The organism is candidate division WOR-3 bacterium (assembly GCA_039801085.1).
In the GTDB taxonomy this organism is placed as follows: Bacteria; Hydrothermota; Tepidihabitantia; order Tepidihabitantales; family Tepidihabitantaceae; genus JAOABP01.
Map to the genome: position 1 here is coordinate 18,609 of JBDRTY010000003.1, position 24,958 is coordinate 43,566.

At 57.7% G+C, this 24,958-nt stretch carries 26 protein-coding genes; 7 read left to right on the plus strand and 19 right to left on the minus strand.

Features of this window, described 5'->3' with window-relative positions; all coding sequences use genetic code 11:
* Positions 1 to 241 precede the first annotated feature (241 nt).
* Positions 242 to 1,723 carry a hypothetical protein gene (locus tag ABIK48_06935; protein MEO0021889.1) on the minus strand — a complete coding sequence of 494 codons (1,482 nt, stop codon included), beginning with the start codon at positions 1,721 to 1,723 and terminating at the stop codon, positions 242 to 244.
* Positions 1,680 to 3,053, minus strand: a complete 1,374-nt coding sequence (locus ABIK48_06940) for a T9SS type A sorting domain-containing protein (GenBank protein MEO0021890.1) — start codon at positions 3,051 to 3,053, stop codon at positions 1,680 to 1,682. The genes ABIK48_06935 and ABIK48_06940 overlap by 44 nt, the downstream gene beginning before the upstream one ends.
* A gap of 458 nt (positions 3,054 to 3,511) precedes the next feature.
* Here ABIK48_06940 and ABIK48_06945 point away from each other — a divergent pair, with 458 nt between their 5' ends.
* A complete protein-coding gene (locus tag ABIK48_06945; GenBank protein ID MEO0021891.1) occupies positions 3,512 to 3,685 on the plus strand; it encodes a hypothetical protein in 174 nt (57 codons plus the stop codon).
* Here the strand turns inward: ABIK48_06945 and ABIK48_06950 are convergent.
* From ABIK48_06950 to ABIK48_06975, 6 genes are read right to left on the minus strand one after another with little or no spacing between them, the layout of a single operon-like run.
* A complete protein-coding gene (locus ABIK48_06950) occupies positions 3,663 to 5,228 on the minus strand; it encodes a capsule assembly Wzi family protein (protein ID MEO0021892.1) in 1,566 nt (521 codons plus the stop codon). The two genes, ABIK48_06945 and ABIK48_06950, sit on opposite strands and share 23 nt — an antisense overlap.
* Before the next feature lie 2 nt (positions 5,229 to 5,230).
* On the minus strand, positions 5,231 to 5,860 hold the full coding sequence (locus ABIK48_06955) for a hypothetical protein (GenBank protein MEO0021893.1): 630 nt from the start codon (positions 5,858 to 5,860) through the stop codon (positions 5,231 to 5,233).
* Positions 5,861 to 5,862: 2 nt separating this feature from the next.
* On the minus strand, positions 5,863 to 6,705 hold the full coding sequence (locus tag ABIK48_06960; protein MEO0021894.1) for a hypothetical protein: 843 nt from the start codon (positions 6,703 to 6,705) through the stop codon (positions 5,863 to 5,865).
* A complete protein-coding gene (locus ABIK48_06965) occupies positions 6,702 to 7,331 on the minus strand; it encodes a hypothetical protein (protein MEO0021895.1) in 630 nt (209 codons plus the stop codon). The genes ABIK48_06960 and ABIK48_06965 overlap by 4 nt, the downstream gene beginning before the upstream one ends.
* A gap of 9 nt (positions 7,332 to 7,340) precedes the next feature.
* The gene (locus tag ABIK48_06970; GenBank protein ID MEO0021896.1) at positions 7,341 to 8,450 is read right to left on the minus strand and encodes a fibronectin type III domain-containing protein; all 1,110 of its coding nucleotides are present in this window, start codon (positions 8,448 to 8,450) and stop codon (positions 7,341 to 7,343) included.
* 2 nt (positions 8,451 to 8,452) lie between these two features.
* The gene (locus ABIK48_06975) at positions 8,453 to 8,767 is read right to left on the minus strand and encodes a MazG nucleotide pyrophosphohydrolase domain-containing protein (GenBank protein ID MEO0021897.1); all 315 of its coding nucleotides are present in this window, start codon (positions 8,765 to 8,767) and stop codon (positions 8,453 to 8,455) included.
* A gap of 110 nt (positions 8,768 to 8,877) precedes the next feature.
* Between ABIK48_06975 and ABIK48_06980 the strand changes: the two genes are divergently transcribed.
* Together ABIK48_06980 and ABIK48_06985 are read left to right on the plus strand one after the other, a co-directional pair.
* Positions 8,878 to 9,441: a hypothetical protein gene (locus ABIK48_06980; protein MEO0021898.1), complete on the plus strand. Its 564-nt coding sequence runs from the start codon at positions 8,878 to 8,880 to the stop codon at positions 9,439 to 9,441.
* 9 nt (positions 9,442 to 9,450) lie between these two features.
* The gene (locus ABIK48_06985) at positions 9,451 to 10,800 is read left to right on the plus strand and encodes a T9SS type A sorting domain-containing protein (protein MEO0021899.1); all 1,350 of its coding nucleotides are present in this window, start codon (positions 9,451 to 9,453) and stop codon (positions 10,798 to 10,800) included.
* A gap of 13 nt (positions 10,801 to 10,813) precedes the next feature.
* Here the strand turns inward: ABIK48_06985 and ABIK48_06990 are convergent, their stop codons facing one another.
* Genes ABIK48_06990 through ABIK48_07030 form a run of 9 tightly spaced genes read right to left on the minus strand, consistent with a single transcriptional unit; the run spans position 10,814 to position 18,363 of the window.
* On the minus strand, positions 10,814 to 11,386 hold the full coding sequence (locus tag ABIK48_06990) for an epoxyqueuosine reductase QueH (protein ID MEO0021900.1): 573 nt from the start codon (positions 11,384 to 11,386) through the stop codon (positions 10,814 to 10,816).
* A complete protein-coding gene (locus ABIK48_06995) occupies positions 11,383 to 12,519 on the minus strand; it encodes a hypothetical protein (GenBank protein ID MEO0021901.1) in 1,137 nt (378 codons plus the stop codon). The genes ABIK48_06990 and ABIK48_06995 overlap by 4 nt, the downstream gene beginning before the upstream one ends.
* A complete protein-coding gene (locus ABIK48_07000; protein ID MEO0021902.1) occupies positions 12,516 to 13,439 on the minus strand; it encodes a hypothetical protein in 924 nt (307 codons plus the stop codon). Before ABIK48_07000 ends, ABIK48_06995 begins: the two co-directional genes overlap by 4 nt.
* A gap of 31 nt (positions 13,440 to 13,470) precedes the next feature.
* Positions 13,471 to 14,421: a thiamine pyrophosphate-dependent enzyme gene (locus ABIK48_07005; protein ID MEO0021903.1), complete on the minus strand. Its 951-nt coding sequence runs from the start codon at positions 14,419 to 14,421 to the stop codon at positions 13,471 to 13,473.
* 3 nt (positions 14,422 to 14,424) lie between these two features.
* Positions 14,425 to 15,579, minus strand: coding sequence for a pyruvate ferredoxin oxidoreductase (gene porA / locus ABIK48_07010; protein MEO0021904.1), 1,155 nt, complete (start codon positions 15,577 to 15,579; stop codon positions 14,425 to 14,427).
* Positions 15,576 to 15,863, minus strand: coding sequence for a 4Fe-4S dicluster domain-containing protein (locus ABIK48_07015; GenBank protein ID MEO0021905.1), 288 nt, complete (start codon positions 15,861 to 15,863; stop codon positions 15,576 to 15,578). The genes porA and ABIK48_07015 overlap by 4 nt, the downstream gene beginning before the upstream one ends.
* An 11-nt stretch (positions 15,864 to 15,874) precedes the next feature.
* Complete coding sequence (locus ABIK48_07020) at positions 15,875 to 16,459, minus strand: 2-oxoacid:acceptor oxidoreductase family protein (GenBank protein ID MEO0021906.1); 585 nt, start codon at positions 16,457 to 16,459, stop codon at positions 15,875 to 15,877.
* Positions 16,460 to 16,512: 53 nt separating this feature from the next.
* Positions 16,513 to 17,400, minus strand: a complete 888-nt coding sequence (gene uvsE, locus ABIK48_07025) for a UV DNA damage repair endonuclease UvsE (protein ID MEO0021907.1) — start codon at positions 17,398 to 17,400, stop codon at positions 16,513 to 16,515.
* Complete coding sequence (locus ABIK48_07030) at positions 17,401 to 18,363, minus strand: DUF523 and DUF1722 domain-containing protein (protein ID MEO0021908.1); 963 nt, start codon at positions 18,361 to 18,363, stop codon at positions 17,401 to 17,403.
* A 263-nt stretch (positions 18,364 to 18,626) separates the two neighbouring features.
* Between ABIK48_07030 and ABIK48_07035 the strand changes: the two genes are divergently transcribed.
* From ABIK48_07035 to ABIK48_07050, 4 genes are all read left to right on the plus strand, one after another.
* A complete protein-coding gene (locus tag ABIK48_07035; protein ID MEO0021909.1) occupies positions 18,627 to 19,325 on the plus strand; it encodes a hypothetical protein in 699 nt (232 codons plus the stop codon).
* A complete protein-coding gene (locus ABIK48_07040) occupies positions 19,322 to 19,888 on the plus strand; it encodes a glycerol-3-phosphate acyltransferase (GenBank protein ID MEO0021910.1) in 567 nt (188 codons plus the stop codon). Before ABIK48_07035 ends, ABIK48_07040 begins: the two co-directional genes overlap by 4 nt.
* On the plus strand, positions 19,885 to 21,030 hold the full coding sequence (locus ABIK48_07045) for a glycosyltransferase (GenBank protein MEO0021911.1): 1,146 nt from the start codon (positions 19,885 to 19,887) through the stop codon (positions 21,028 to 21,030). The genes ABIK48_07040 and ABIK48_07045 overlap by 4 nt, the downstream gene beginning before the upstream one ends.
* 138 nt (positions 21,031 to 21,168) lie before the next feature.
* A complete protein-coding gene (locus ABIK48_07050) occupies positions 21,169 to 22,941 on the plus strand; it encodes a T9SS type A sorting domain-containing protein (protein MEO0021912.1) in 1,773 nt (590 codons plus the stop codon).
* Positions 22,942 to 23,022: 81 nt separating this feature from the next.
* Here the strand turns inward: ABIK48_07050 and xerC are convergent, their stop codons facing one another.
* Complete coding sequence (xerC, locus tag ABIK48_07055) at positions 23,023 to 23,925, minus strand: tyrosine recombinase XerC (protein ID MEO0021913.1); 903 nt, start codon at positions 23,923 to 23,925, stop codon at positions 23,023 to 23,025.
* Positions 23,926 to 23,977: 52 nt separating this feature from the next.
* Positions 23,978 to 24,958 (minus strand): T9SS type A sorting domain-containing protein, encoded by a 981-nt coding sequence (locus ABIK48_07060; GenBank protein ID MEO0021914.1) that lies wholly within the window; start codon positions 24,956 to 24,958, stop codon positions 23,978 to 23,980.

Here is a 24,958-nt window from a genome sequence, read left to right on the forward strand (position 1 = left end):
AAATCGCTTAAAGAGATTCCTCGACAGGCTCGGAATGACTTCCCTTTCGGTCATTTCGAGCGGAGCCCGAAGGGCGGAGTCGAGAAATCCCTCCCGGCCTGGTAAAAGAGAGATTCCTCGATTCCGCTTCGCTTCACTCGGAATGACAATAAAAGAAAGCCATGGAACGACCCGCAGAGGTCTATCCGACCGCAGTAACCTGTTTGGGTCATTTCGACCGCAGTGGAGAAATCCCTTTCCCTTATCGCGCAATCACCACTTTGCGTTCCACGCCGGCATTACTGCGGATAAAATACACCCCTGGTACCAGACCCCGCACATCATTGGCACCGGGCACAAGCTCCAGCACCCGCCTGCCGGTGATGTCCACCAGCACCGGCTTACCTGCCACTCCTGCCCGCTCCGGCAGATACAGCACACCCCGCACAATCGCCGGTATCACACCAGACCCTGCCGGCTCAAACTCCTCCTCAACCTCAAGCCGCTGATTATGGGTGCCGCGCAGTCCAGCCTCATCCCAGTGCAGAAACCCGAGCGAATCGGTCTTGATAATGAACGGCCAGTTGCCTCTCCCCTGAAGCACACCCCCCAGAACATAACCACCATCATGGGCAATAAACCCGTCGAGAAACTCGTAAAAGGGCGTTTCCGGAGGTTGGGACTTGAATTTATACTGCCGGAGCCAGCAAACCTCAAAATTACGGTTCAGCTTAAACATGGCTATCCGGTAATTTGTGTTGGTGTAGGACCCCACGATCTGCCCGGCAAGCACACATCCGGTATCGGGGGTAGGCAGTATCTTGCGGATATAAGTCAGTCCATCAGACTCCGGCTCACGCCAGGGAAACAAACGCCGCTGTGAAAGGAGATTCCCTGTTTCGGAGTCATAGATGTCAATATCATACCATAAGGAATCCTGTCTCATCGTCCACTCCGTGACGCCCACCGCAATATTGCCATCAGCGAGAATTGCAACATGCGGCCAGTGAAAGTGAAAGTTTCCCCAGCTCGCCTTCCGCTTTCTCTCCCAGAGAAGATTGCCGGCGGAGTCAAACCGCACCAACTTGTAGAAATCTACAATTGTATCCTCACCAACATACTCATAACCCCATCCCACCGCCACACACCCGCTGTCCTGCGTCATCTCCAGAAAATACGGATCACATCTACCCCAGTAACTGATCCAGCGCACCGTGCCATCCCGGTTCAACCTCGCCACAAACCTCCCGGCCGCCTCTCCCATGGCGAGACAGCCACCGTCTGCGGTCGGCACAATGTCATAAACGTCACTGATCCCGCCGCGCCCGCGCAAGGTTGTCATCCAGAGAATTGCCTGACCATTTGCCTTGAGCTTGAAGATCATCGCATCACAAAACCCTTCACCGGTGATACTGTCATTAAAAGCCCCGCCAACAATGTAATTACTGTCCGCAGCTGTAGCAACTGAAGCCGTGGTCGCCCAGCGCCAGTTGTATAACGCCTGCCAGTTAAACCTTGCAACCCATTCCTTATTACCAGTGGAGTCAAATTTGATCAGCTGTTGATTGATACATCCGTGGTCAGCGGTCGGCACCAGAATTATCATATCCCCGCAATCGTAAATGCGCATGAATGTAACCACCGCCTGAGCTGCTCCCGGCAGAAGAAAAGTCACCAGCGCGATCAGGCAGCGGAACCTGCTAACCGTGGTTGATAAATTTACCGGCAACACTGTAACCTCCATTTTCAATCCTCCATAAATATACTCCCCGCGCCAACCCGGTCAAGGGCAGCACAAACTCTGCAGTCCCGCCCCCGCTCTGCTGAGAAAACCGCTCAATAACCCTGCCGGCAACATCGGTAATCACCAGCTCAACCCTTCCTGCAACCCCGGAAACGGACAGCTTCAACCCATTCCCACCGAATCCGGAAACAGCCCGCAACTGCGCAGACAGACCGCCGAGCTTCCCCTGTTCTCCCTCCTGTTCAGCCGGAAGATAATATCTCCACACCCACCGTCCCGGTCCTCCTTCCTTGAATACCCCATAGGCCTCCAGCCTGCCGATCATGGAGGTAAGCGCTGCTCCAGCTTGAACTATTTCAGGCGTGTGGTATAAATACCGCACACGACCAGAAACCGGATTGTAAAAACCATAAAGCGTGGGATAATCATCACCCAGCAGAAACATCACCGAATCAGGACCGAAGGCAGTTATTGATGCACCGGGGGTCAGCCTGTCTTCCTCATTGGGAAGATTGTGCCCGCGATCCTCCCAGCCATTTCTATCCGGCAGAAAGCGCACGAAATATCCTCTGGGAGGACGGTCAAGATTATTCCTCATCACCACTACCATCCCACGGGGATAGGAAGGTGACTGATTCGACATCGGAACCCAGGTCAACCGGGGCAGAATCCGGTCCATTCTGCCCGCAGGAAGATCAGGCAGGCGTTTCCAAGTCCCATTCACCGGTACAAAATCACCCTTGGTAGGCATATTGTCAAAGGCATAACGCCAGAAATGTCCCCAGTAGTTTCCGCTCTGGTCCTGATGATACTGGCCGGTGAAGGCATAAAGCACCTCATGCGGAACTCCATCAATCTCCTCCACCCCACCGTAGCATAGACCGCCGCCCTCAGTCACCGGCTCCGGAACATCCGGCGCCCTGAACCAGCTGCTTAGACCCGGATCAAATACCCAGAACTCCCTTGTGTCCTGACCCTTGAATCCGAAAACCCAGCCGTTGGACGGCACAGCATACCGGTCTGGCACATAGGCAAGAGAGCTACCGGCACCATCCTCAGTGATAGGTAATAGAGGTATGTTACTGGTATATGCAGTCTCTCCCGTAACGATATCAATCCGGTAAAATCTATCACCGGAACCATTCTCCAGAAACCATACGCAAGCCCGGGTTCTGCCATCAATCTCAGTTGCTATTCCGGCACAAAGCGCACTGCCGGCATAGGTCTCATATGGAGATATAGGTGCGATCCTATCCCAATTTCCCAATGCAAAATTACAAATTATCCCCAAAACTGCCAGAACTGTTAATGCGGCAATATGACTTTTCATTTTTAACCTCCTCTCATTTAATTTTCAATCTTTTACCTTGCCGCATGTTTTTTCTTATTTTCCCGGTGACAGTATCATTTACCGCCACCGGATGTTACGCCCGCCCGCACCTCACCCGAGGGGTTAAGATATTGGAGTAATAAGGAGTAGAGTAGAGTAGAAACTCATCGGCTCACAGTAATTATAAGCAGAATTTGAATTCTGTCAACAGCTTGACAGATTTTGCAATTTGCACTGATTTACCGATTCCTCGACTCGGCTGACGCCTCGCCCGGAATGACCTCCCCTTTGGTCATTTCGAGCGCAGTCGAGAAATCCCGCTCCGTCTGAGAAAGAGCGATTTCTCAGTTCCGCTTCGCTCGGAATGGCAGAAAAAGGGAAAGGTCATTTCGACCGGAACCGAGCAGAGCGAGGCGGAGTGGAGAAATCGCTTAAAGAGATTCCTCGACAGGCGCGGAATGACGGAAGAAGAAAAAAGTGATTCCTCGATTCCGCTTCGCTTCACTCGGAATGACAAAAAAGGTAAAGGTCATTTCGACCGGAGCCCGCAGGGCGAAGTGGAGAAATCCCTTTCTCCTGCCGGGCAATTGTCACTAACCGGTAACAGAATTAATACCGGTATTCAATCCTGACCAGCAGTTCAGGGGTGGTGCGGTTGACACCGATGGCGCCGTTTTCATTCCGGCAGAACTTCAGCCCGCCACGCAGCTGAAGATAAAGCTCCGGCAGCGGGGTGAACTCCAGCTCCGGTCCGAACCGGACCGACCGCTCCACCTCCTCCAGCAGTTCACCGGTGACATAGTCATAGCCCAACGCCGGAAACCGGTAATAGCGCCGCAGGAATGTGGTATCCGCAACATCAAATGCCAGCCGGTCATAATCGCCCCGGTTATAATAGCCGCGCCGGGTGAGATCCCCCCAGATTGATAAATTGAGCCAGGTTGCCGGCATGAACCGCAGCTTTGCCTCAAGCCGGTCCGCATCCGGTCCGAGCTCATGGCCCAGCGGCACCGAATAGTTTTCATACATGATGTCGCGGAGCCGGTGATAATAGGTGAAGGCGGTTACGAGCGCATATTCCGCCCGGAAGTCAAAGGGCAGTGGTGGCGCCCAGAAGCAGCCGGACTGGAGTCCAAGACAGTTGGGTGATTCCCGGCGGGTGTTGAACTCAAAATTGTCAATGAGCAGCTGGGCATACAGCCTGGTCTGGGGCAGGTAAAGGACCGCATCACCGCCCACCAGCAGGTTGTCATCATGGCCCGAGTTGGCAACTGAGAAATAAATGGGCAGAAGCGGATTGAGCATGCCGGAGAAGTCCCAGGCGTTTTCCCAGTTGTAGACATTGAACATCGCACCGCCCAGCACCAGCCGTCTCCCGACTGTCAGTTCGAGCCGCTGCGCAGATAAAAACCGGTGCCGGTCGTTCCAGCGGGAGAGGAGTGCGGTGAAGCTGGTGAACTTCACCTGCCGGCGGCTCAGGGTCAGCTGAATTTTGTCCAGCGCCGGTGCCTGGTCAGAAAGCATTACCGAAGAGTGCCAGCCCGGACCCCAGACCAACTCATCTCTGCCCAGCTCCAGCCGCAACCACGGCAGATTGAACCCGAAGTATGCCCGCTCCATCTGCCAGAGCAGCCGGTTCCGCCAGGATACTGCCCGCGCACCCGGGTTGTGCCAGCCCGAGGAGTCACGGACACGCCCCTGTTCCGGATTGAAAACCAGCGGCTCCATCTCCTGATAGAAGAAAAACCGGTCTGCAGGCTGATTGAAAAACCGCAAGCCCAGCGATACCTGCTGGTGTTCAGGAGTAATCGCGGTCCGGGAGAAGAGGTCAAAGCCAACTGTGTCCGGTTCCAGCGGCAGTCGGAGCACCGGCTGTCTGCCGGTCAGCTCCGAGCGCAGCCGTTTGAGTGCAGTCTGCTGTGTGGGATTGAGCCGTCTGCCTGAAGCCAGCGATTCCGCCTCCTCCAACAGCTGGCAGAACTCCGCCCTGGTCCAGGGACGGCTGGTTGAAGGCAGAGTCTGAATCAGACCCGCGGTTTTCAGCAGGTCAACATCCTCATAAAGCCGGGAATCGGCCGGAATATACTGAAGTGCACCGGTCAGAGCGGTTAATACTCCGGGAATCAGCCAGATTATCCCGCAGGCAACCGGTAATGACCTTCGGGATTTGCACACCGCTATTTAATCACCCCGAGCCAGTCCCGCAAAAGGAACTGGAATCTGCCGATCAGAAGTGACATCCGTGCCATCACCGTATAGCCGAATGAGGCACCGAAGCCGATCATCAGGAAGATGATACCGGTTTCAGATGCCACCCTGAGTGCCCCCTTGTGCTCCCGGGAGAAGAAGAAGTAAAGCACCGAGCAGATGACACCGATAAATGAGATCAGCGCCCAGAGGAATACATCCCAGCGGGCAAAGATCGCCGGCGTCAGCAGTGTGCCCTGAATCTGTTTGATGATGTTGGTCTGAAAGTATGCGGGAATCGCCACGCCTGATGCCCAGCCGAGCACAAACCCCATCGGCAGCCGGATGAGCCACGAGACCTTGGGAATGAACCGGCAGAAGTAGCAGAGCCCGAGAACAAAGGGGATGATGTAAATCAGTTTGCCCTCACGGAAGAGCGGCGTCACCAGGTCCGGATAGACCGAATTGTACCAGGTGAGGGCGATCGTATAGCCGACCGAGACTCCGACAAACAGATGCTCACAGAACTTGTAGAACGGGTTGTCCTTCCAGAGGAAGGAAAAGATGCCGAAGGTCAGAATGACCGCAACCCAGGTCCAGATGTTGGTTGAGATGTGCATCCTTACCTCCTTTTCCGCCGGGTTGCAAAGAATGCCAGGTTGCCGATTACCACCAGCACCATGATGACGATGTGCGCCAGTGACTGGGAGTCCATTGCCGCCACCGCCGGCATGTAGACGTTGCTGTAACCCCGGCGCTGCACCAGCACCTCATATTCGGCTGCACCCTTCATCCCGGCAAGCAGTCCGGTCAGCTGTCCGCTCTGAAGATAGGGATAGGCATCAGCCGCCGAGACCGCGGTCACCCCCGCGCCGACCCGCATCCCGTATCTTGACTGGGCGTAGAGCAGCCAGTCGGAAAATCCGGGTGTGCCGGCGGAAATCGCAACCATGAACGGGATGTCCCGGAGCCGGGTGACCTCATTCATCATCGGCAGGGAGTCGAGCGGATGGCCGTAATAGTCCACCGGAAAAACATTCTTGATGTTCTCCCCCATTCCCAGAATCACCGCATCCACCCCTGCCTTCCAGCCGAGATAGACCACATCCTCACCATATTTCTTGCCGTACTCGGGCGGAATCTCGGTAACCGCCTTGTCGGCGAGCCCGGCACCGGTAATCCAGAGCCCGCACAGAAGCACCTTGACATCCCGGGCAAAGGCATGGCGCATCAGCGCCACGAGCATCGGATAGAGTTCGGGCATCGACGCCGGATCAAAGTCCACGGAAATCAGGAGTGTCTTTCCCGGCGGTATTGCATCCACCGCATCAAACACCGCCTTTGCCCGCGGTCCGGAACTGACCCCGAGACCGAGCGGTTTCAAAAGCGGAAAGAGCACCAGCACCGCCATCACGATAAAAATTATCTTGCGGTCGATCTTCAGCAGCCTCTCCAGGAAACTCATCCCTTACCTCCTCCGAGCCAGCCGCGTTCAATCCCCAGGATCACCTTGAGTGAAGTCGCAATCGCCCCCAGCGCCACTCCGAAGAGAATCGCCCGCTTTGCCGCCATGTTCGGCACCGAAAGCACCCATTCCGCCACCTCGGGCAGCTTGTGCCAGAGCGACTCGCCGACCGGCACCATCCCGAGCATGACCACAAAGGCGGCAATGAGCAAAAGCGCCGCCTCCTTGGTGCGTGCCCGGAACGCCCGATAGGCGGCTGATGCCATGTAGAACGCCAGGATGGCAAACATTGAGGCGTTGAGCGGAACGAGCATGTTCTTGAACAGCACCTCCTGAAGCGGGGAACCGGGCTTGACTCCCCAAGCCAGTCCGATGACCGCAGTAACCACCAGTGCCACGAGCGTCACGATTGAATATGCCCAGCCCGGACGCTGGCGCCGCAGACGGTCGGTATGATAGAGGATCAGACTGCCCACCCCGAGCACAAGCGCAAAGGCGGAGACAATCCGGATCCACTTGGTGGTCAGATCATAAAATGCGACCGAGACCGGATGGGGCACAAAGAACTGAATCATCATCAAAATCCCCATCCCGAGACAGATCGCCAAGGGTAAACTTCTGCGCATCATTCCTCCTCAGCTGACATTAAAGAAATTGAGGATATTACTGAAGAACCCGAGCGCCGGGATTTTCGAGAGCAAAAGGAGCACCGAACCGAGAAAGACGATAACGATGATCAGCAGCTTGCCATAGTCCTGCCCCTTGAGCGAACCGAGCAAAAGCGGCTCCCGGGAAAGGTAGGCGGATGCGGCGTACAGCTCCTCACCGATCAGGGTGTAGTCGCAGGCGGTAATGAAGAACGGCAGCTGGAACACCGAGTCGGTACCCGCAATCTGGATCGCACCGGTGGTCGCACCGGTCTCGGCGAGGATGAGCGACTCCGCCCAGAAGGTGCCGAGGAAGAAGTTGGTTGCCGGCTTTTCCCGGACCATCAGGCCGTCAACCGCTGCCGCATAGGCAAACTGCTCCGATGTCACAAAGAAGATGTTGTCCGGCTTGAAGGCATCAGGCCGGCCTGCCTTGGTGTACGCCTCCTTGACCACCTCCCGTGCCACCGTGTAGACGATCGGATCCCGGTTCGGCACCAGCAGTGCCGAGTCATACTGGGCGGTCTTCTTTGCCACCTCGCCGAGGATGTTGAGCGAGGCGATTGTGGCGATGTCGGCAACCGAACCCAGTCCGGGCACATACACGATCGGCTTGCCCATCTCGGTCGCCCGGCCGACCGCCTCCTCCACCGCATCCAGTCCGGCGATCCGGCGGACAAAAAGGTACCTCCCCGCCTTCGCATGCTCAATGAAGTAGATCACCAGCGCAAAAAATATGAGCATCGCCACGAGGATATTCACCCGCGCCCAGTTGAAAAACTGGGGTGAACTGCTGACCACCGCCGACCATGCACTCCAGACCGTATCGGCACCGGCAACCGCCGCCACCCGGTAACGGTAGGGTTGACGGTCAGTGACATCCTCATCAACATAGCCCTGCTCTGTCCCGGGCAGGGTGGCAACCGTGACCGTCTGCTCGTCCGCTCCCATCCGCTCGAGCACCAGCGCCTCCACCGTCACCGCCTCCGGCAGCTCCCAGCTGACGGTAATACTTTTGCCCGCATCATTCGGCGTATCCCGGACCGAAATGAACGGCGGGATAAAAGTACTGATGAGAAGAAACAGAATCAGGTTCATCATCACTCCTTATTTCCCGCTATTGTCAATTGCTGTTCCTGACACCGGCAGGGAACCGAGTGGCACTTCGGACAGCCGGCGGCATACTTGGCGCATGCCTGTTCCAGATTCACACCGGTGAGGTTTGCCAGACTCACCAGCCAGGCGAACACATCGGCAAACTCCTCCTCCCGCGCAGACTGCCGGTTCTGGCGCAGCGCCCGGGCGAGTTCCCCCACCTCTTCGGTGAACCAGCGGAATGTACCATCCACGCCCCGCTGCCGGTCCTTTTCAAAATAAATTTCTCTTATTCGCTGCTGAAACTCCTGAACTGTCACCGCCTTTTAGTATCAGCAAGCGGACGCCAATGTCAAGTTTATGACCCCGCCATTTCCAATATTGACCGGCGTCAGAATCCGGTTATGATATTATCACAAAAGGAGGCAATGTGCGCCTGACAAATCTGTTGCTCATCATCACCGTAACCTTCAGCCTGAGTCTGAGCCAGGAGCTGCTGCTCAATGGCAATTTTGAGCAGGACCTCTCCATCGGCTGGACCAGGACCGATTCCGGTTACGGTACCCATCAGGTTCTGCGGGGAACTGAATACCAGCCGGACCCGGACTATGAAGCCTGGGTTTATCAGTATGACAACCCCGGCTGGACCCGGCTGAGCCAGCGGGTTGAGGTTCCTGGTGTTGCCCTGCAACTCTCATTCTGGGCAAAATTTGCCGAAAGCGGTGGCACTTCCACCTGCTGGCCTGCTGCCTGCTTTCAGGTCTGTTATTACGATGCCGATGCCAACCTGCTTGGCGAAACCCGGTATTTCTATTCCACCTATGCCACCTGGACACCCTCCCCGATTCTGAGTCTCTACCAAATCACCAACCCGGACTGGAACCGCTATGAGCTGAATATCGCCGATGAACTGACCAGCAACCTGCCCGGGGTCAACCCCTCTGATGTTGCCTTTGTTGAAGTAGCACTCTGGAGCTATACCCACAGCGGCTGAGGGACCCCGGTGGCGGAGGTCTCCGCCGATGACATCTCATTAATCAATAACAACTCCGGACCGTTCATTCTGCTCGGCACCAAAACCGTGCTCGACTCACCGCCGGGCGGTAACAATAACGGCAGGTTTGACCCGGGTGAATCCGGCGGTCTGATCCTTGCTTTGCGCAATATTGGCAATCAGGGTGTAGATAATGTAAATGCTCTGCTCCGCTCCACCGATTCCCGCTTCATCATCACCGACTCCACCACCAGTTACGGCTCAATCCCTGCCTGCTCCACCCGCACCAATACGGGCGACCCGTTCCGGATTCAGGTTGACCCGGCAATTCCCAAGGAAACTCCGGTTCAACTACTGCTCCTGATCAACGGTAATGGCTATTGCGACACGATCCGGTTCCGGCTGATTGTCGGTGAGATTGTCCAGACCGATCCGATTCCGGATGGACCGCGTCAACCGCCACTGTACTGGGCTTACGACGATGTTGACACCAGCTATACCCAGCATCCGGATTTCTCCTGGATTGAAATCAACAACCTCGGCACCCAGCTCACGCTGAGTGATGACCAGACGGTTGTGCTCGACCTGCCGTTCAACTGGCAGTTCTACGGTGAACCCTACAGTCAGATCTCCATCTGCTCCAACGGCTGGGTTGCGCCCGGCTATACGACCAACACCGTCTATTACAACACATCTCTACCCGCTACCACCCTGCCTGGCGCGGTCTGTGCCAACTGGGATGATCTCTATCCGCCGATCGGCAATGGTGTCTGGTATTATCACGACGCACCAAACCACCGGTTCATCATTGAATGGGATTCGGTCCATTATATCGGCAGCAATCTCTGGGAGCGGTTTGAGATCATTATCTACGACCAGACATTCCCGACCCCGACCGGGGACAACCAGATTGTGGTCCAGTATCTGACCGCCAACAGCTATACTTCAAGCACCGTCGGCATTCAGGACCCGAGTCAGTCCATTGCAATCCAGTGTCTTTATGACGGCACCTATAACAACGGCAGTGCCCCGATTATTCCGGGCCGGGCGATAAAATATGTCACCGGCACCCCGACCGCAATCCGGGAAAGCAATGAACCGGTCAAACTGTCCGCCCGGTTTTATGCCTTCCCGAATCCGGGCCGGGGCTTAATCCAGTTTATTAACGAAACCGGCGCTACCGGCTCGATCTCCATCTACGACCGGACCGGCAGACTGGTCACCACCCTCCAGCAGACAAGCCGGACCTGGGATGGAAGAGATGCAACCGGCAAACCCGTATCTCCGGGTGTTTACTTCTGCCGGCTGAAAACTGTCTCCGGACCGGAACTGGAGGCAAAACTGATAATCACCCGCTGAACCGGATGACCGGTTAACGGGGCGGGTTTTGCGATTGAACCCGCCCCGAATTCTTTTTGAGCGAAAATTCGCACCCGCAGTAGTGCTGCCGGTAAAGGTCCAGCTGCCGGGAAAGCTCTACACTCCGGCGGAACCCGTCCTGTTTTTTCCAGTCACCCTGCAGAAAATTGATTCCGGATTGCTCTGCCGCCTCACTGCCCAGCCGGTTGATCAGCTCCGCCTGCTTATTCGGACCAACGGTCAGGGTAGAGGCAAACAGTGTAAACCCGCGCTCATTTGCCTGCCGGGCGGTTGCCAGCAGTCGTAACTGAAAACAGACCTGGCACCTTCTCCCTCCTTCCGGTTCTCCCTCCAGACCGGACACCGCGCTCAGAAAAACTCTGTAGTCATACTCGCCCCGGAGCAGCGGGACATTAAAAAATGCGGCAACCCGCGCCACCGCCGCACACCGGCGCTCATACTCCTCTCGGGGATAAATATTGGGATTGTAAAAGAAACCGGTAATCTGATATTGCTCAGCCAGCCGTTCAATCACCACCGTGGCACAGGGACCACAGCAGATATGGAGCAGCAGTCGGGGCTTCACCGGACCCCGGTCTGGGACACTTCCTTTAACGCCTTGAGCTCATTGACGAGCTGATTTGCCTCATAGACATTGCGGGCATAGAGCAGCACCACCCCCTTGTGCTCCTTTTTCTCATCGCGGGGCAGCAGTTTGAGAAAATCCTCCACCTCCTGCTGTTTCATTTTGAGAAAACCGGCAAGATGCTCCAGACCGGTGCGCACCACCACCACCACCTCATCCGGCTTGGGAAAGGGCCAGCGGGAGGGGTCAACCGCCACCACAACCGTTCCCTCCCGGACCGCACGCTGAATGTTCTTGGGAGTAAAATACTCAAATCCGCGCCGGACCAGGCCGAGGTCATCAATGTAAACCAGCCGTTCCAGGATCGCCTGTTGCTTCGGGGTCGTGCCTTCAACCGGAAACGGCTCATAGACCTTCCGGGGTTGCGGTTCTTCCTGGCCGATAGCGGTCACGGTCGGGGTATATTCCAGATAAGGCGTGCTGACCGGTTTTGCTGCTGGCGGTTCCGGCTCCCCCTCTCCCAGCACCTTGGGCAGAACAATCTCCAGACCGTCGATCTCCAGATAGTCATAGCTCATCAGTCGGACCTGCAGGTTCATTGTGCTCAGATACTCCATCATTTTCTCGATCGTCTCGTCGACGCGGTCGACTGCAATCACCATCGGGAATTTTCCCTCCTCCAGGCTTTTATCCACTCCGGCCCGGAACCGGGCAGAATCAAACGCACCACTGCGCTCGCGGAGCTGCTCAGCCAGCTTCACCCCCTCCGGATCGCCAAACATCGCTGCCAGCGTCTTGAACGGCTGATGCCAGAGCCTGCCGGTTGCTGCCAGCAGGTCACCTGCCATCGCACTGACTCCACCTTCAATCTGCTGATCCGGACAGCCGACAATCGCAATCCTGCCTGCCTCATCCACCGCCACAAAAACCCGGGCCGAGGTGGCGCTGGGCATCACCGCCAGCGCCCTTGGCGTCCAGTTACCGAGTGCCGGTCCGATAAACTCCGGTGTCTGCTGCAGCAGTCCCGCAAGGGAAAAATCGGCGGGTACGGTTGCAGTTGGAATCTCTGCCGGTAGTCTGACTTCATACCAGACCCTGCCCGGATTTTTTGCCCGGATACAGCAGTGCCTCATTTCGCTCCTCCGGAGCTGTTTCTGGGCTTTGGTGGCGGCCGTTTACCCGACATCACACCGGGCTTGGTGCCCGGTGATGGCGGTTTGGCAATCTTCTTTGCCGGTTCGGTCGGTACCGCACCGGCACCGATCCGCGTCGCCGGCTCTGCCGGAGGTTCGGCAGGCGGTGGTTCGGGAGGCGGTGGTGGAGCAGCTGGTGCTGCCGGGGGCTCGAGCGGTCCCCAATAAACTGCGGCAGGCTGAGACTTGGTGGCTCCGGTATCCGCTGCCCCCGCTGCTTGCACCGGCTCCAGAACCACAATCCCCCCGCTTGCCCAGAACGAGTAGCTCACCAGTCCGGCATTCAGGTTCATGCCATTGAGATAATCCAGCACCTGCCGGACCTCACCTTCAGGTTCAGCGGTGACAATCAGAATCGGAAACCGGCCCTTTTCCAGATTGGCACTGACCGCGGTTTGAAACTGCTCAAAATCCCAGTCGGCACTGCTGCGCGCCAGCATCAGCTCCTCCAGCTCCACCCCTTCGGTCTCGGCAAACAGCCGGGAAAACTGCTCATAGCTCATCCGCCACATCCTGGTGCTGGCGGCAAGGATGTCCGCAACCAGCGTGGTATAGGCGCCCGGTCCGCTTTCATCCGGACAGCCGACGATATAAAGCCCGCCGGACTCCTGCACCGCCAGAAAGACCGGTGAACGTACATCGGCAATCTCCGCCAGCGGCAGCACAACCCGGAAAGGCACCGTTCCGGCATCAGCCAGATTCAGAAAATTGGGATGCTGATGGACCAGTTCCGCAATACCCGGACCGAGCTTCATCTCTGCCGGCTTTACGGTCCGGGGGAAGAACTGCCAGACCGGCTGCGCACCGGTCACCCGCACATAAAACCGGCTGGTTACCCGAGCGCGCCGCGTTGCACCCACACTGAAATTCTAACGCCGGGCATGAGTTCTGTCAAGCCTTGGCTGACTCCTCGCCGAACAGCGCCTGCTTTCTGAGCAGCAATTCCCACTGCTCGTCGACATAGCGCTGCAGTTCCGCAATCACCTGCTGCCCCGCTTCACCACTGAACAGATGCCGGAACCGGCCCTGGGGCTTGAGGAACTCCTCCACCGGCAGTTTCTTCGTTGGCGTATAATTTACCTTGTAACGGCCGTTTTCATACTCATACAGCGGCCAGTAGCAGGTATCAGCCGCCAGCCGGGATAGTTTGACCGTTTCAGAAGGCAGATGGCGCCAGCCGAGCGGACAGGGCACAAGCACATTGAGAAAGCTCGGACCCGGAGCATCCAGCGCCTTCTGCACCTTGGTTGCCAGATCCCGCCAGAAAAATACCGTGGTCTGGGCCGCATAGGCGACATCATGGGCGATCACGATCTCCATGATGTTCTTCCGGTGCTGGATCTTGCCGGGCAGCACTCTGCCTGCCGGGGAAGTGGTGGTATCCGCACCATAGGGTGTGGCGGATGAACGCTGAATTCCGGTATTCATATAGGCTTCATTGTTGGTGCACACATAGAGAAAACGGTGCCGGCGCTCCAGCGCGCCGGAAAGTGCCTGCAGCCCGATGTCATAGGTCCCGCCATCACCGGCAAAGGCGATGATCCGGATGTCATCACTAATCAGCCCCTTCTTCTTCGCAAACCGGTATGCCGCCTCCACACCCGCCGCAGTCGACGCTGCGGTCTCAAATGCGGTATGGATCATCGGCACCTGCCAGGCGCTGTGCGGATAGATCGAAGAGAAAATTTCCAGACAGCCGGTTGCCATCGCCGTCACCACCGGCCGGGGCTGGGCCGCGAGCAGAATCTGCCGCACCGCCAGCGCCTCACCACAGCCGGCACAGGCACGATGGCCATGAGAAAAAAGCTCCTGATTTTTTGCCAGGTCTTGAAGTTTCAACATTTTTCACCTCACACCCACATAGGTTACCAGTTCATCCTTTTTGCCCGAAAGCACCTGCTCATAGACCATCCGGGCGTCCTCAGGAGTAAACTCCCGTCCGCCCAGACCGTAAACATATGAGAAAACCGCAGGCCTTTCCGGCAGATCATAGAGCACCGAGGTGATCTCGGTAAACAGCGGACCGCCATAGGAGTTGACCGCATCCACCCGGTCCATGACCCCAATCCTCCGGAAGCGGGCAAGGCTTTTCTTCAGAATGGCATGCACCAGGGGCCGGAACACCCGCAGTTTCGCCAGCCCGACCTTCTTCCCCTGGGCGCGCAACTGGTCCACCGCCACCCGGCAGGTCCCGCAGGCAGAGCCCATGACCACCAGCACCGCCTCCGCATCCTCGCACCGGTACTCCTCGAGCACCGGATAATACCGGCCAAATTTCTGCCCGAACTCCTGCTGAACCTCCTCAATCACCGGCAGCACCCGGTTCATCCCTTCAATCTCACTCCGCTTGAACTCAAAATAGTAGTCCTGGAGGGTTGCCGGTCCGACCAGAATCGGATTGCGCCAGTCGAGGAGATTGTAGTTCGGCCTGGGCTGACCCAGAAACTCCCGGACCGCGCCATCCTCCAGCGTTTCAATCCGCTCCTGACAGTGGGAGAGAATAAACCCGTCAATCGCCACGATCGCGGGCAGATATGCCCGCTCGGCAATCTTCACCGCCATGATCAGCGCGTCGTAACCTTCCTGGACCGTCTCACAGAAGAACTGGAGCCAGCCGGAATCCCTTGATGCCACCGAATCGGAATGGTCACCGTGGATATTCAGCGGTGAGGAAAGCGAACGGGACGCCACCGCCATGACAATCGGCAGGCGCAGACCCGCAGCAATGAACAGCATCTCATGCATCAGCGCCAGACCCTGGGAGGCGGTTGCGGTCATGACCCGGCGACCACACGCCGCCGCACCGATGCAGGCAGTCATCGCGGAATGTTCGCTCTCCACCGGCACAAACTCGGTGTCCACCTCACCGTCGGCAACATAGTTGGAAAACAGCTGGACAATTTCGGTTGAGGGGGTAATCGGATAGGCAGCAACCACATCCGGGTTGATCTGCTTCATCGCATAGGCAAGTGCCTCATTACCGGTCTTTGCCAGAATCATTTCTTCTCCTTTTCCATCTCAATTGCCTTTGCCGGACAGATGCTGGCACAGTTCCCGCACCCCTTGCAGTAGTCATAGTCAATGCCCACCACCTTTCCGTCCTGAATCATGATCGCCGAATCCGGACAGTAAATCCAGCACATGAGACACTGCCGGCACTTCTCCCTGCTCCAGACCGGCCGCTGACTGCGCCAGGCACCGGTCTTGTTCTCCTTAACCGCCTGCATGTCAGTAATAATTGCACCGCAGGGCAGCTCCTGCCAGCCTTTCAGTTTTCTCGCCATGATCTCCTCCCTCAGTTCAACCCCTTGACCTCTTCAAATGCGCGCCGGATGCTTCTGAGATTGTCCTCCACCAGCTTTTCCCGGCCCCGGAACTTGGCACCAAGTTTGGAACGGATTGCCGCAATCATCGGCTCGAGCTCAAGCACACCGGTCACCCGCGCCAGCGCACCCAGCATCGGGGTGTTGGGCACATCCCGGCCGACTGTCTCCAGGGCAATGGTTGAAGCGTCAACGGTATAAACCCGGACCGATTCCGGCAGCTTCAGCCGTTTCCTCAGTGCATCCGGGGTTTCCGCGGTATTTACCAGCAGAATCCCATCGGGCTTGAGCCCCTCAGTCACCCCTGCCGGTTCAATCAGTGAAGGATCAAGCACAACTACGATATCCGGATTTTTGATTCCCGAATGGCTGTATATCGGCTCCTCGGAAAGCCGGTTGAATGCGGTTACCGGTGCGCCCATCCGCTCCGGTCCGTATTCGGGAAAAGCCTGAATATACTTACCGGTCTCCAGCGCCGCCTCACCGAAAAGCAGCGCTGCGGTCTTCGCGCCCTGACCGCCCCGGCCATGCCAGCGAATTTCCAGAACCTTTGCCATTTGACCTCCGTTTTTCAAAGTAGAATCTAATTTTAGCCTGCCCCGGGCTGAAGTCAAAATTCACCACCCAGCAGTCGCTGCGCCACCAGAACGCTCCTCTCCTTGTCCTTGATCTCAAGCATCAGGTCAAAATCAAAACCGGCAAGTGCCGCCAGAAACCGGCGGAAATGGACGGGATTGATATGATGGGCATGAGTTCCGGTCCGGGCACCGGCAAGCTGGGAGCTGTAGTCCACCATCGGCACTCCGTCCTTGGGGCGCCAGGTGGCGGCACAGCGCTCAAATGCGCGCCGCAGGCCGCTGCCGTCACCGTTGACCTCATGGTGAAAGGAGTCAAAGACAACCGGGATACCAGTTTGGGCACTGACCGCCAGACAGTCGGACACATTGTAAAGCCGGTCGTCATTCTCAATCACCAGCCGGCGCCGGACAACTACCGGCAGCTGGTGATAAACCCGGACAAACCGCTCCAGGCTTGCCCGCTTATCACCATACACCCCGCCCAGATGAATCTGCACCTTGGCGCTCCGGTCAAGCCCGAGCCGGTCCAGCACCCGGCAGTGGTAAGCGAGCTCCCGGATCGAATCCCGGACAATCCGTTCATCCCGGGCATTGAGAAGCACAAACTGATCCGGATGCATCGAAATCCGCATTCCGCTCCCCCGGATCAGCCGGCCGATCCGGCGGAACTGCCGGGCAAAGACCAGATACCAGGGATAGCTGTTCACCGGATGAGAGGCAAAGGGGACGAGATCGGAACTGATCCGGAAAAAGCCGATCCCGTGCGCAATGTTCCAGCGGATCGTCTCAGCAAGACAGTCAAGGTTATTACTGACCGTCTCCCGCAACCGCTCCTTGGAATAGGAGTGGAGCCGGAAGGTTTTTGTCCCCCGGCACTCCAGGCTCAGGTTGATGCAGGGGTAGCCGACCCGGATCGCCATCTAACGGTCCCGGCCCTTGCCCGAATCGGTGATGTCCGCAAGCGCTTCGGGATAGGGCTGGAAGAATACCTGCCTTTCCAGATAGGGTTCACCAAACCGGACGATGAAGGAACGGATCAGACTGACCGGCACACTCAGCGGCAGTCGTCCCCGGCGGTAGGAATCAATCGTATCAAGAAAGAACGCCTTCTCGCCAGCACTCAACCGCTCCTTGAAATAGCCGAGGGCATGAAGCAGGACATTGACCCCGTTCGTGTACTTCGGCGGCCGGGCAAGCGCCCGGGAGAAAAGCCTTCGGTACTCCGCGAGCAATGCCGCCAGCGGACCTCTGCCCGCAGCAGCGACGATTCTGCCGAGCTGACGCAGACCCTCAGGAGTGAAGGCAAGCAGCAGCAGCTTGTGCCGGGTGTGAAAATCGACCAGCCCGGCTGGTGACGGATTCTGCTCCAGCTCCCGGAACCGGGCAAGGGCAAACAGCCGGCAGAGAAAGCCCTCGCGGATAAGGAAGTTGCGCAGCCGGCCCTCATCCTCAACCGGCAGCTCCCCAAACCGCTCCAGGACCGCCCCGCCGAAGAAGCCGCGGCGGGTAAAGGCGGGATAGATATTGCCCTCCTCATTGAAAGCATTGACATCCCTGGTCCCGCATGAGGGTGAGCGGGACTTGAGCACAAAACCGTCCACCGGACCCAGCCGGTCAAGAAAGCCCTTTACAAACCCCTGCATCCGTTCCGTCAGATCGAGCCCGGTCGCCGGCTGAATCAGCCGGATCGCCCCCTTAAGATAGAGAATCTTGATCGGCGGACGCGGCACCCCGAGCCCGATCTCCATTTCCGGACAGACGGTCACCGGCGTAACAAACCGCTTCAGCCGTTCAACAAACTCATCCCGGATGATCTCGCCGTTATACCGGCAGGGCTCAAACCCGAGACACCGGGAAAAAAGCACCTTCGGCACCGGCGCCATGATAAATATTAACCGATCACCGGCATCAGGGCAAGAACACCCCTTTATCAGTTAGAGTCCGAAAATAGGAGAAATTTAACATCACCTTCTGCCTGATCTGATAATTTACAGATTATCAATATCATGGCAGTCAGTACCCCAAGAAACCCTGCCGAGTGGGCAGTTCCCCCCACCGCCGGCTTCAGGACCGGATTCGTCCTTAATTCCTGCCTGCCAGGCGGGAAGCAGTTGACCCGCCCTGATTTCCCGTGATAATCTTTGCTGTGTCCGGGCTGGTGCTGCTTGTGCTGATTCCGTCCTCAGCCTCAATTGACTCTATCTTCCGCCATCAGACAGCGATCGCCGCCCGGCTCGGGGGCGTGACCTATCGCGCCGAGCTAACCTATGTTGAAACCGACCTGCTGCACAACCGTGCCGATACTATCCGCTGCCGGCGCCGGGTGGTGATGGACCGGTATGAGAATCAGCGGGAGCTGTTCATCAGCGTGGAGCTGAACAGCAGACCGGTTCAGGGCCGGCACCAGCAGCGGCTGCTCCGCAGTCTGAGCGCCAAGGGGGTGTTTGCCCGCCAGACCCGGCTGCCGTTTCTGGTGGAAAACCGGGAGTTTTACCTTTATGCTGATGCCGGAACGGTAGCAGTTGGCGGTGAGACGCTGCGCGCGGTCCGGTTCACACCGAAAAGGCCGGACCGGCGCCACATCACCGGCACCGGCTACTTTCTGCCCGGCACCTGGGAGCTGGTCAGACTGGAGTTCATCCCGGCAGAACTGCCCCGGATTGTTGACAGCACCCGGATGATCCTGAAGTACCAACCGGTGGACCGTTTCTGGCTGCCGGTGGAGTTCGAGCTGAAAATGGACCTGAGCCTGACGCTGGTCCGGACCCTGATGCGCCGCCGGATTGAGGTCCGGGAGGTCTATTCCAACTACCGGCTCAGGCTGAACCCGGAGCCGGCGGAATGAACTGGACCGGACTGCTGGTTGTCCTTGCCGGCTTTTTCAGTGGCGCCCTGATGTTTTCCTTCTGGTTTGCCCGGCTCCGGGGGATTGACATCCGCAGAACCGGGGATGGCAATCCGGGTGCAGTCAACGCCTTCCGGGCTGCCGGTCCGGTGATCGGCGTTCTGGGGCTGCTCCTTGATTTTCTCAAGGGCATGATCCCGGTCGGTGCCGGCTTCTGGCATTTTCACCTCGGCGGACCATATCTTACCCTGCTCATCCTCGCACCGGTGCTTGGCCATGCCTTTTCTCCGTTTCTCCGCCTGCGCGGTGGCAAGGGCCTGGCGGTCACCTTCGGGGTCTGGTCCGGGATCACCCTCTATCAGGTGCCGGTATTTCTCGGCGCCCTGCTCATTCTGACCAGATTCATCCTGCGCCTGAAGCGGGACGCCTGGTGTGTTGCCGTAACCATGCTCCTCCTGCCGGTCTTTGTCGGACTGTGCTACCGTTCCCTGCCGCTCCTTGCCGCTGCGGTGGGCAATTCGGTGCTGGTCATCTTCCAGCACCGCCGGGAGCTTGGACCGTGAAACTGCTGCCGCTGTTTGTCGACTCATTCCGGGTTCTGCTCTTTGTTCTCGTCCAGTCGCTGATCACCGTCACCAATCTGCTCCTGCTCCGCCGGCGGGCAGAGTCAGCCAGGCCGGCATCTTCACCCCGGATCTCGGTCCTGATTCCGGCAAGAAACGAGGAGGCAACAATCGGGTCCTGCATTGCCTCCCTGCTCGCTCAGGACTATCCGGACTACGAGGTTCTGGTTCTGAATGACCGCTCCGAGGACCGCACCCCAGAAATTGTCCGGCAGCTGAATTCACCCCGGCTCCGGCTCATTGCCGGCGAGCCGCTGCCCGCAGGCTGGACCGGCAAGAACTGGGCATGCCACCAGCTGGCAGGTCACGCCACCGGCACCCTGTTGCTCTTTACCGATGCCGACACGGTCTTTGCCCCTGACGCCCTGAGCCAGGCAGTTACCCTCCAGCAGCACCACCAGCTGGATCTCCTGACCGGCATCGTTCACAACCAGGTCCGGACTTTCGGTGAACAGCTGACCGTCCCCTTTGTCATCTGGTCAATCATCACCATTCTCCCCCTGCTCGTTGCCTACCGGTGGCGCCGCTCCCAGGCGTTCGCTGCTGCCAGTGGCAAGTTCCTGCTCTTTACCCGCCAGGGGTATGATGCGCTCGGCGGCCATCAGGCGGTAAGAGGTGAGGCGGCTGAGGACCTGGCGCTTGTCCGGCGGGTGAAACGGTTCGGACTGAACTGGCGGTTTTCTGACCTCACTCCGCTCGTCACCACCCGGATGTATCAGGGCTGGCAGGATGCCTGGCACGGCTTCACCAAGAACTTCTTTGCCCTCTTTGACTACCGGCTCCTGCCTGCACTCTTTGTCTGGTGCTGGCTGCTGGTGATCACCTTTCATCCGCCTGCCACCCTCGCCCGCGGCCGGACCGACCTCAACTTCTGGTGCGCCCTGCTGACCATCAGCCTCCAGCTTGCCACCTGGCTGGTCATCTCCAAGCGCTTCCGGCTGCCGCACCACCTTGCCCTGCTCCACCCGCTGATCATGCTCAATGCCAGCCTGATCGGATTTACATCGATCCTGCTCACGATCATTGGGAAAAACAGCTGGAAGGGCAGAAATCTGCCCCGGCACCGGATTAAAATCGTCTGATCATCACCACGACCATCTCCGGATTCTGTGAGCTGCCGGGCGGATAAAACCTATTGACAAATTTTGTTTTATGGTTATAATTGGGCGAGAGGAGATGAAGATGCCGGAACCCTTAAAAAGGAGAGTCATATGAAACCCATGAAACTGATCGCTGTGCTCCTGATCGCAACAGTTGCTGCTGCGCAGGAGCTGCCGGTGGCATTCCCGGTCGCTGGGGAACACACCGCTGATCGCTCAGATGCCAGTCAGGATATTACCCGACAACCTGCAGTACCGGTACCCGCCTGGCACAGGCTTGCCCAGCTGACATCTGCGGAACGAACCAATGCCTGTATCAGTGTCGAACTGCCCGCAGCTGCCTCCAATGAGGCACTGGCATTAGCCCGGCTGATTCAGGAAACCTGGAATAACGGCAATTTTGAGCATGCGCTCAATCTGTTTGAGGAGCTTTCCCGACTGGTAAATCCTCAGTTCATTTCGATTGGCTGTTCCTGGAGGGAACCGATTCCCACGATCGGCACCGACTGGGGTAATGATGTCCGGGTCGGAAACCGGGATTCAATCTACTGCATCCAGCTGGACATCCATCGGGCATCCGGCAACCTGCTTGCGGTGCTGGCATATACCGAAGGAGGAACCTGGTACTGGTCGATGAATATTTCCACCAATGGCGGCACAAGCTGGTCCGAAACTTTTACTTGGTGGGCAGGATTTCCGGTCCTGGCGGTGAATGCGGCGGTTCTGGGTGCAGACTGCTATGTTACCTATGAACACGCACCTAACCACAGTATTCTCCGGCTGCGCCGCTGTTACGCCAGTAATGGTGCCGAGCACCTCTTTCAGGGCGGGCAGAATTTTGTGACCGTTGCCGAGTATTCAGGTGCCGATTCCATCTTTCAGACCGCCATCTGTTCAAATCAGGACTTTTATGACAACCGGCTGTACATTCTGCCCCTCCTTTATTCCGGCAAAATCCATTACTACTGGGATGACACCTCAGCGGTTTCCTGGGATTCAACACCAGACCCTGGAATTACAGACGCCCTGCACGGCATTGACGCCACCTGCAACGAAGGTTATGACAGCACCTTCATCTGGTTTTCCTATGTCGCCACTGACAACAATGTTAAAATCGTAGGCCGGCGTGGAACCGGCTGGCGGACTTTCATTTCCTATCCGAGCGACCCAGGAGCGGCTGATGCCCATACCGCAATCGGCGCCTGGCGCGATACGGTACTGTGTGCCTTCGTGTATCCAGGTGCCGTTGCCGGTCATGTCCGCTATCTTGTTAACTACCAGGGCGGCAATCCGGGCTCAACCTGGTACTATCTCCATGTGGGCGGTGACTCAATGACACGCTCCGAAGCACCGGATGTCGCTCTGCGCGATGGCGGGGGGTCGGCGATTATCTACCGCTACTACTCCGATCCGCGCGAGCTCAGATATGTCTGGCGGCGCTACAGCGGAACCTGGAGCACTCCGGTTTCGGTCGCGGATCACGCACCCTACTGGAACCATCCGGCAATTGAGTATCTCGGCGGCAATGCCTATGGTGTGCTTTATCTCACCTGGTATTCACCTCAGTACCGGGCAGCCTATTTTGACCGGACCGACTGGACCGGGATTGCCGAACAGCGCCGGCTGATTATGGAGGAAAACATCCTTAATATTACTCCGAATCCGCTCAACCGGAACGGCTGGCTTCATTACACAGTTGAAAACCCGGCACGCCTCATTGTGCAGCTCTTTGACCGTAGCGGCCGGCTGGTTACCACGATCTATAATGGTGAAACCAGTGCGGGCAGACATTCACTGCGATTTGATGCTGCCGGACTCGTGCCCGGTGTTTACTTCATCAGGGCGGAAGCCAATGGCGAGGTACTGACTGTTCCCTTCAGTGTGGTCCATTAACAGTTAAACGCAAAGAGTCGGCGGGGCGGGTTTATCCCGCCCCGTAATTATTGAGAAGATAACGAAAATTACTTAAGTTCGCTAATCATCAGCCCCGGAACGGGGATGCGCCTTATCGTAAATCCGGCGCAACCGCTCCACGGTCAGATGGGTGTAGATCTGGGTTGATGCCAGTGAGGCATGACCGAGCAGCTCCTGCACCGCCCGCAGGTCCGCGCCCCGCTCCAGCAGATGGGTGGCAAAGGCGTGGCGCAGGGCATGCGGATGGGTGGCAGCGGCGCCCGAGATCCGGCTCAGCGCCCGGTTGACAATCTGCTGCACCGAGCGGGTGGTCAACCTTCCGCCGCGGAGATTGAGAAAAACCGCCCGCTCCTCCGGATAACCCCGGACCGCCAGATAGCGCTGGATTGCCTCCGCCTCCTTCCGCCCCAGCGGCAGAATCCGCTCCTTGCCACCCTTGCCCCGGACCCGGATTGTCTCTGCCGCAAAGTCAATGTCCGGGATGTTCAGCCCGACGAGCTCTGATGCCCGCAGGCCTGAGCCGTAAAGTGTCTCGAGGATCGCCGCATCCCGCAGCGACTGGACCGAGTCATCAAGCGGCTTGAGCGCCTCATGTACCTGAAACTCGGTCAGAAGTGGCGGCAGCCGGCGTTCCAGCGGTGGTCCCTTGATCCCCCGTGCCGGATTGCGCTCCAGCACGCCGGTTACAGTCAGAAACCGGAAAAAGGAGCGCAGGACCGAAAGTTTGCGCGCGGTACTTTTACCGGTGTAGCCATAGCGCATCACCGCCCCGACGAAATCGCGGATATCGCTCCGCTCCAGCTGGGCCAGCGGCTTACTGTTCAGCGCCTCGGTGCAGAAGTCAAAAAACTGGCGCAGATCGTTTTCGTAGGAGCGGACGGTATGAACTGAATACCCCCGTTCCTTTCTTAGATAATCAAGAAACTGAACAAGCGCCCGGCGGTATTCCGGAACCAACTCCACGAAAGGAGCATATCCGGAAATCCGCCGGGCGTCAAGTCCGAAAAACGGCTGGCTAATCGGTCAGAACCACTCTGCCGGTCTGCTCACCGGTCCGGCTCCGGATCCGGAGGAGATAAACCCCCTTACCGGCTCCCGGCAGGTTGACCTGCCACCCTGCCCGGCCATTACTGACCTGCTGTGGCGCCAGTACCTGCACCAGCCTGCCGGCAGGATCATAGAGCGCACCCTGAAGCAGTTCACTCTCTCTTCCGAAAACCAGCACCTGGAACCGGCTCCGGGCAGGATTGGGCAGGATCCCCAGACCCATACCGCTGCTGCCTGAACCGGCTACCGCCTCGCCAATCCCGGTTGGCGGGGTTGTAATGTAAACCCCTCCGCCGTTGGTGCCGGCAAAGACCGTGCGCGGGGCGGTGCTCCGGAACGCCAGCGCGAGAATGTCGGTGACCTCCAGCCCCTCATTATTCTGAACCCAACTCACTCCGCCGTCGGTCGAGCGGTAGATGCCGGTGCTCGTGCCCGCATAGACCAGGCTGTCGTTTTCGTTGTCAATCACCACCGCCCGCACCATGGTAAAGGTGCCAGTTCGGCTCCAGCTGATACCGCCGTCAGTCGAGCGGTAAAGCCCCTGGTTAGTGCCGGCATACATCAAACCCGGGGTCCGGACAGAAGCCGCCAGCGTATAGACAATCCCGTTCAAGCCATTGCCGGTATGCTCCCAGGTGTTCCCGAGGTCGGTACTCACCAGCAGCAGTTTGTAATTGTAGATCGAATCACCGCCCATCAGAATCCGGTTGGGAACAAACGGATCAAAAATTACGGTATTGGCCCGGACGATTGAGTCCATGATTGTATCCCGGATCCAGGTCAGACCGTTATCGGTGGTGTAGGAGGTCTGAATCCGGTAGGCGTTATTGATATACCCGTAGCCGCAGGTGAAGATTATATCCGGATTGTGGGGCGCAAGGGCGATTGCCGCACCGTCCCCCAGATAGCTTTCAATCTGTGTCCAGACGGACCCGCCGTCTGTGCTCAA

What these genes read in the sequence shown, in the direction of transcription:
- ABIK48_06935 (MEO0021889.1), bottom strand. Translation starts at nt 1,723, where the DNA reads ATGGAGGTTACAGTGTTGCCGGTAAATTTATCAACCACGGTTAGCAGG.
- ABIK48_06940 (MEO0021890.1), bottom strand. Translation starts at nt 3,053, where the DNA reads ATGAAAAGTCATATTGCCGCATTAACAGTTCTGGCAGTTTTGGGGATA.
- ABIK48_06945 (MEO0021891.1), top strand. Translation starts at nt 3,512, where the DNA reads ATGACGGAAGAAGAAAAAAGTGATTCCTCGATTCCGCTTCGCTTCACT.
- ABIK48_06955 (MEO0021893.1), bottom strand. Translation starts at nt 5,860, where the DNA reads ATGCACATCTCAACCAACATCTGGACCTGGGTTGCGGTCATTCTGACC.
- ABIK48_06960 (MEO0021894.1), bottom strand. Translation starts at nt 6,705, where the DNA reads ATGAGTTTCCTGGAGAGGCTGCTGAAGATCGACCGCAAGATAATTTTT.
- ABIK48_06965 (MEO0021895.1), bottom strand. Translation starts at nt 7,331, where the DNA reads ATGCGCAGAAGTTTACCCTTGGCGATCTGTCTCGGGATGGGGATTTTG.
- ABIK48_06970 (MEO0021896.1), bottom strand. Translation starts at nt 8,450, where the DNA reads ATGAACCTGATTCTGTTTCTTCTCATCAGTACTTTTATCCCGCCGTTC.
- ABIK48_06995 (MEO0021901.1), bottom strand. Translation starts at nt 12,519, where the DNA reads ATGAGGCACTGCTGTATCCGGGCAAAAAATCCGGGCAGGGTCTGGTAT.
- ABIK48_07005 (MEO0021903.1), bottom strand. Translation starts at nt 14,421, where the DNA reads ATGTTGAAACTTCAAGACCTGGCAAAAAATCAGGAGCTTTTTTCTCAT.
- porA (MEO0021904.1), bottom strand. Translation starts at nt 15,579, where the DNA reads ATGATTCTGGCAAAGACCGGTAATGAGGCACTTGCCTATGCGATGAAG.
- ABIK48_07015 (MEO0021905.1), bottom strand. Translation starts at nt 15,863, where the DNA reads ATGGCGAGAAAACTGAAAGGCTGGCAGGAGCTGCCCTGCGGTGCAATT.
- ABIK48_07020 (MEO0021906.1), bottom strand. Translation starts at nt 16,459, where the DNA reads ATGGCAAAGGTTCTGGAAATTCGCTGGCATGGCCGGGGCGGTCAGGGC.
- uvsE (MEO0021907.1), bottom strand. Translation starts at nt 17,400, where the DNA reads ATGGCGATCCGGGTCGGCTACCCCTGCATCAACCTGAGCCTGGAGTGC.
- ABIK48_07030 (MEO0021908.1), bottom strand. Translation starts at nt 18,363, where the DNA reads ATGGCGCCGGTGCCGAAGGTGCTTTTTTCCCGGTGTCTCGGGTTTGAG.
- ABIK48_07040 (MEO0021910.1), top strand. Translation starts at nt 19,322, where the DNA reads ATGAACTGGACCGGACTGCTGGTTGTCCTTGCCGGCTTTTTCAGTGGC.
- ABIK48_07050 (MEO0021912.1), top strand. Translation starts at nt 21,169, where the DNA reads ATGAAACTGATCGCTGTGCTCCTGATCGCAACAGTTGCTGCTGCGCAG.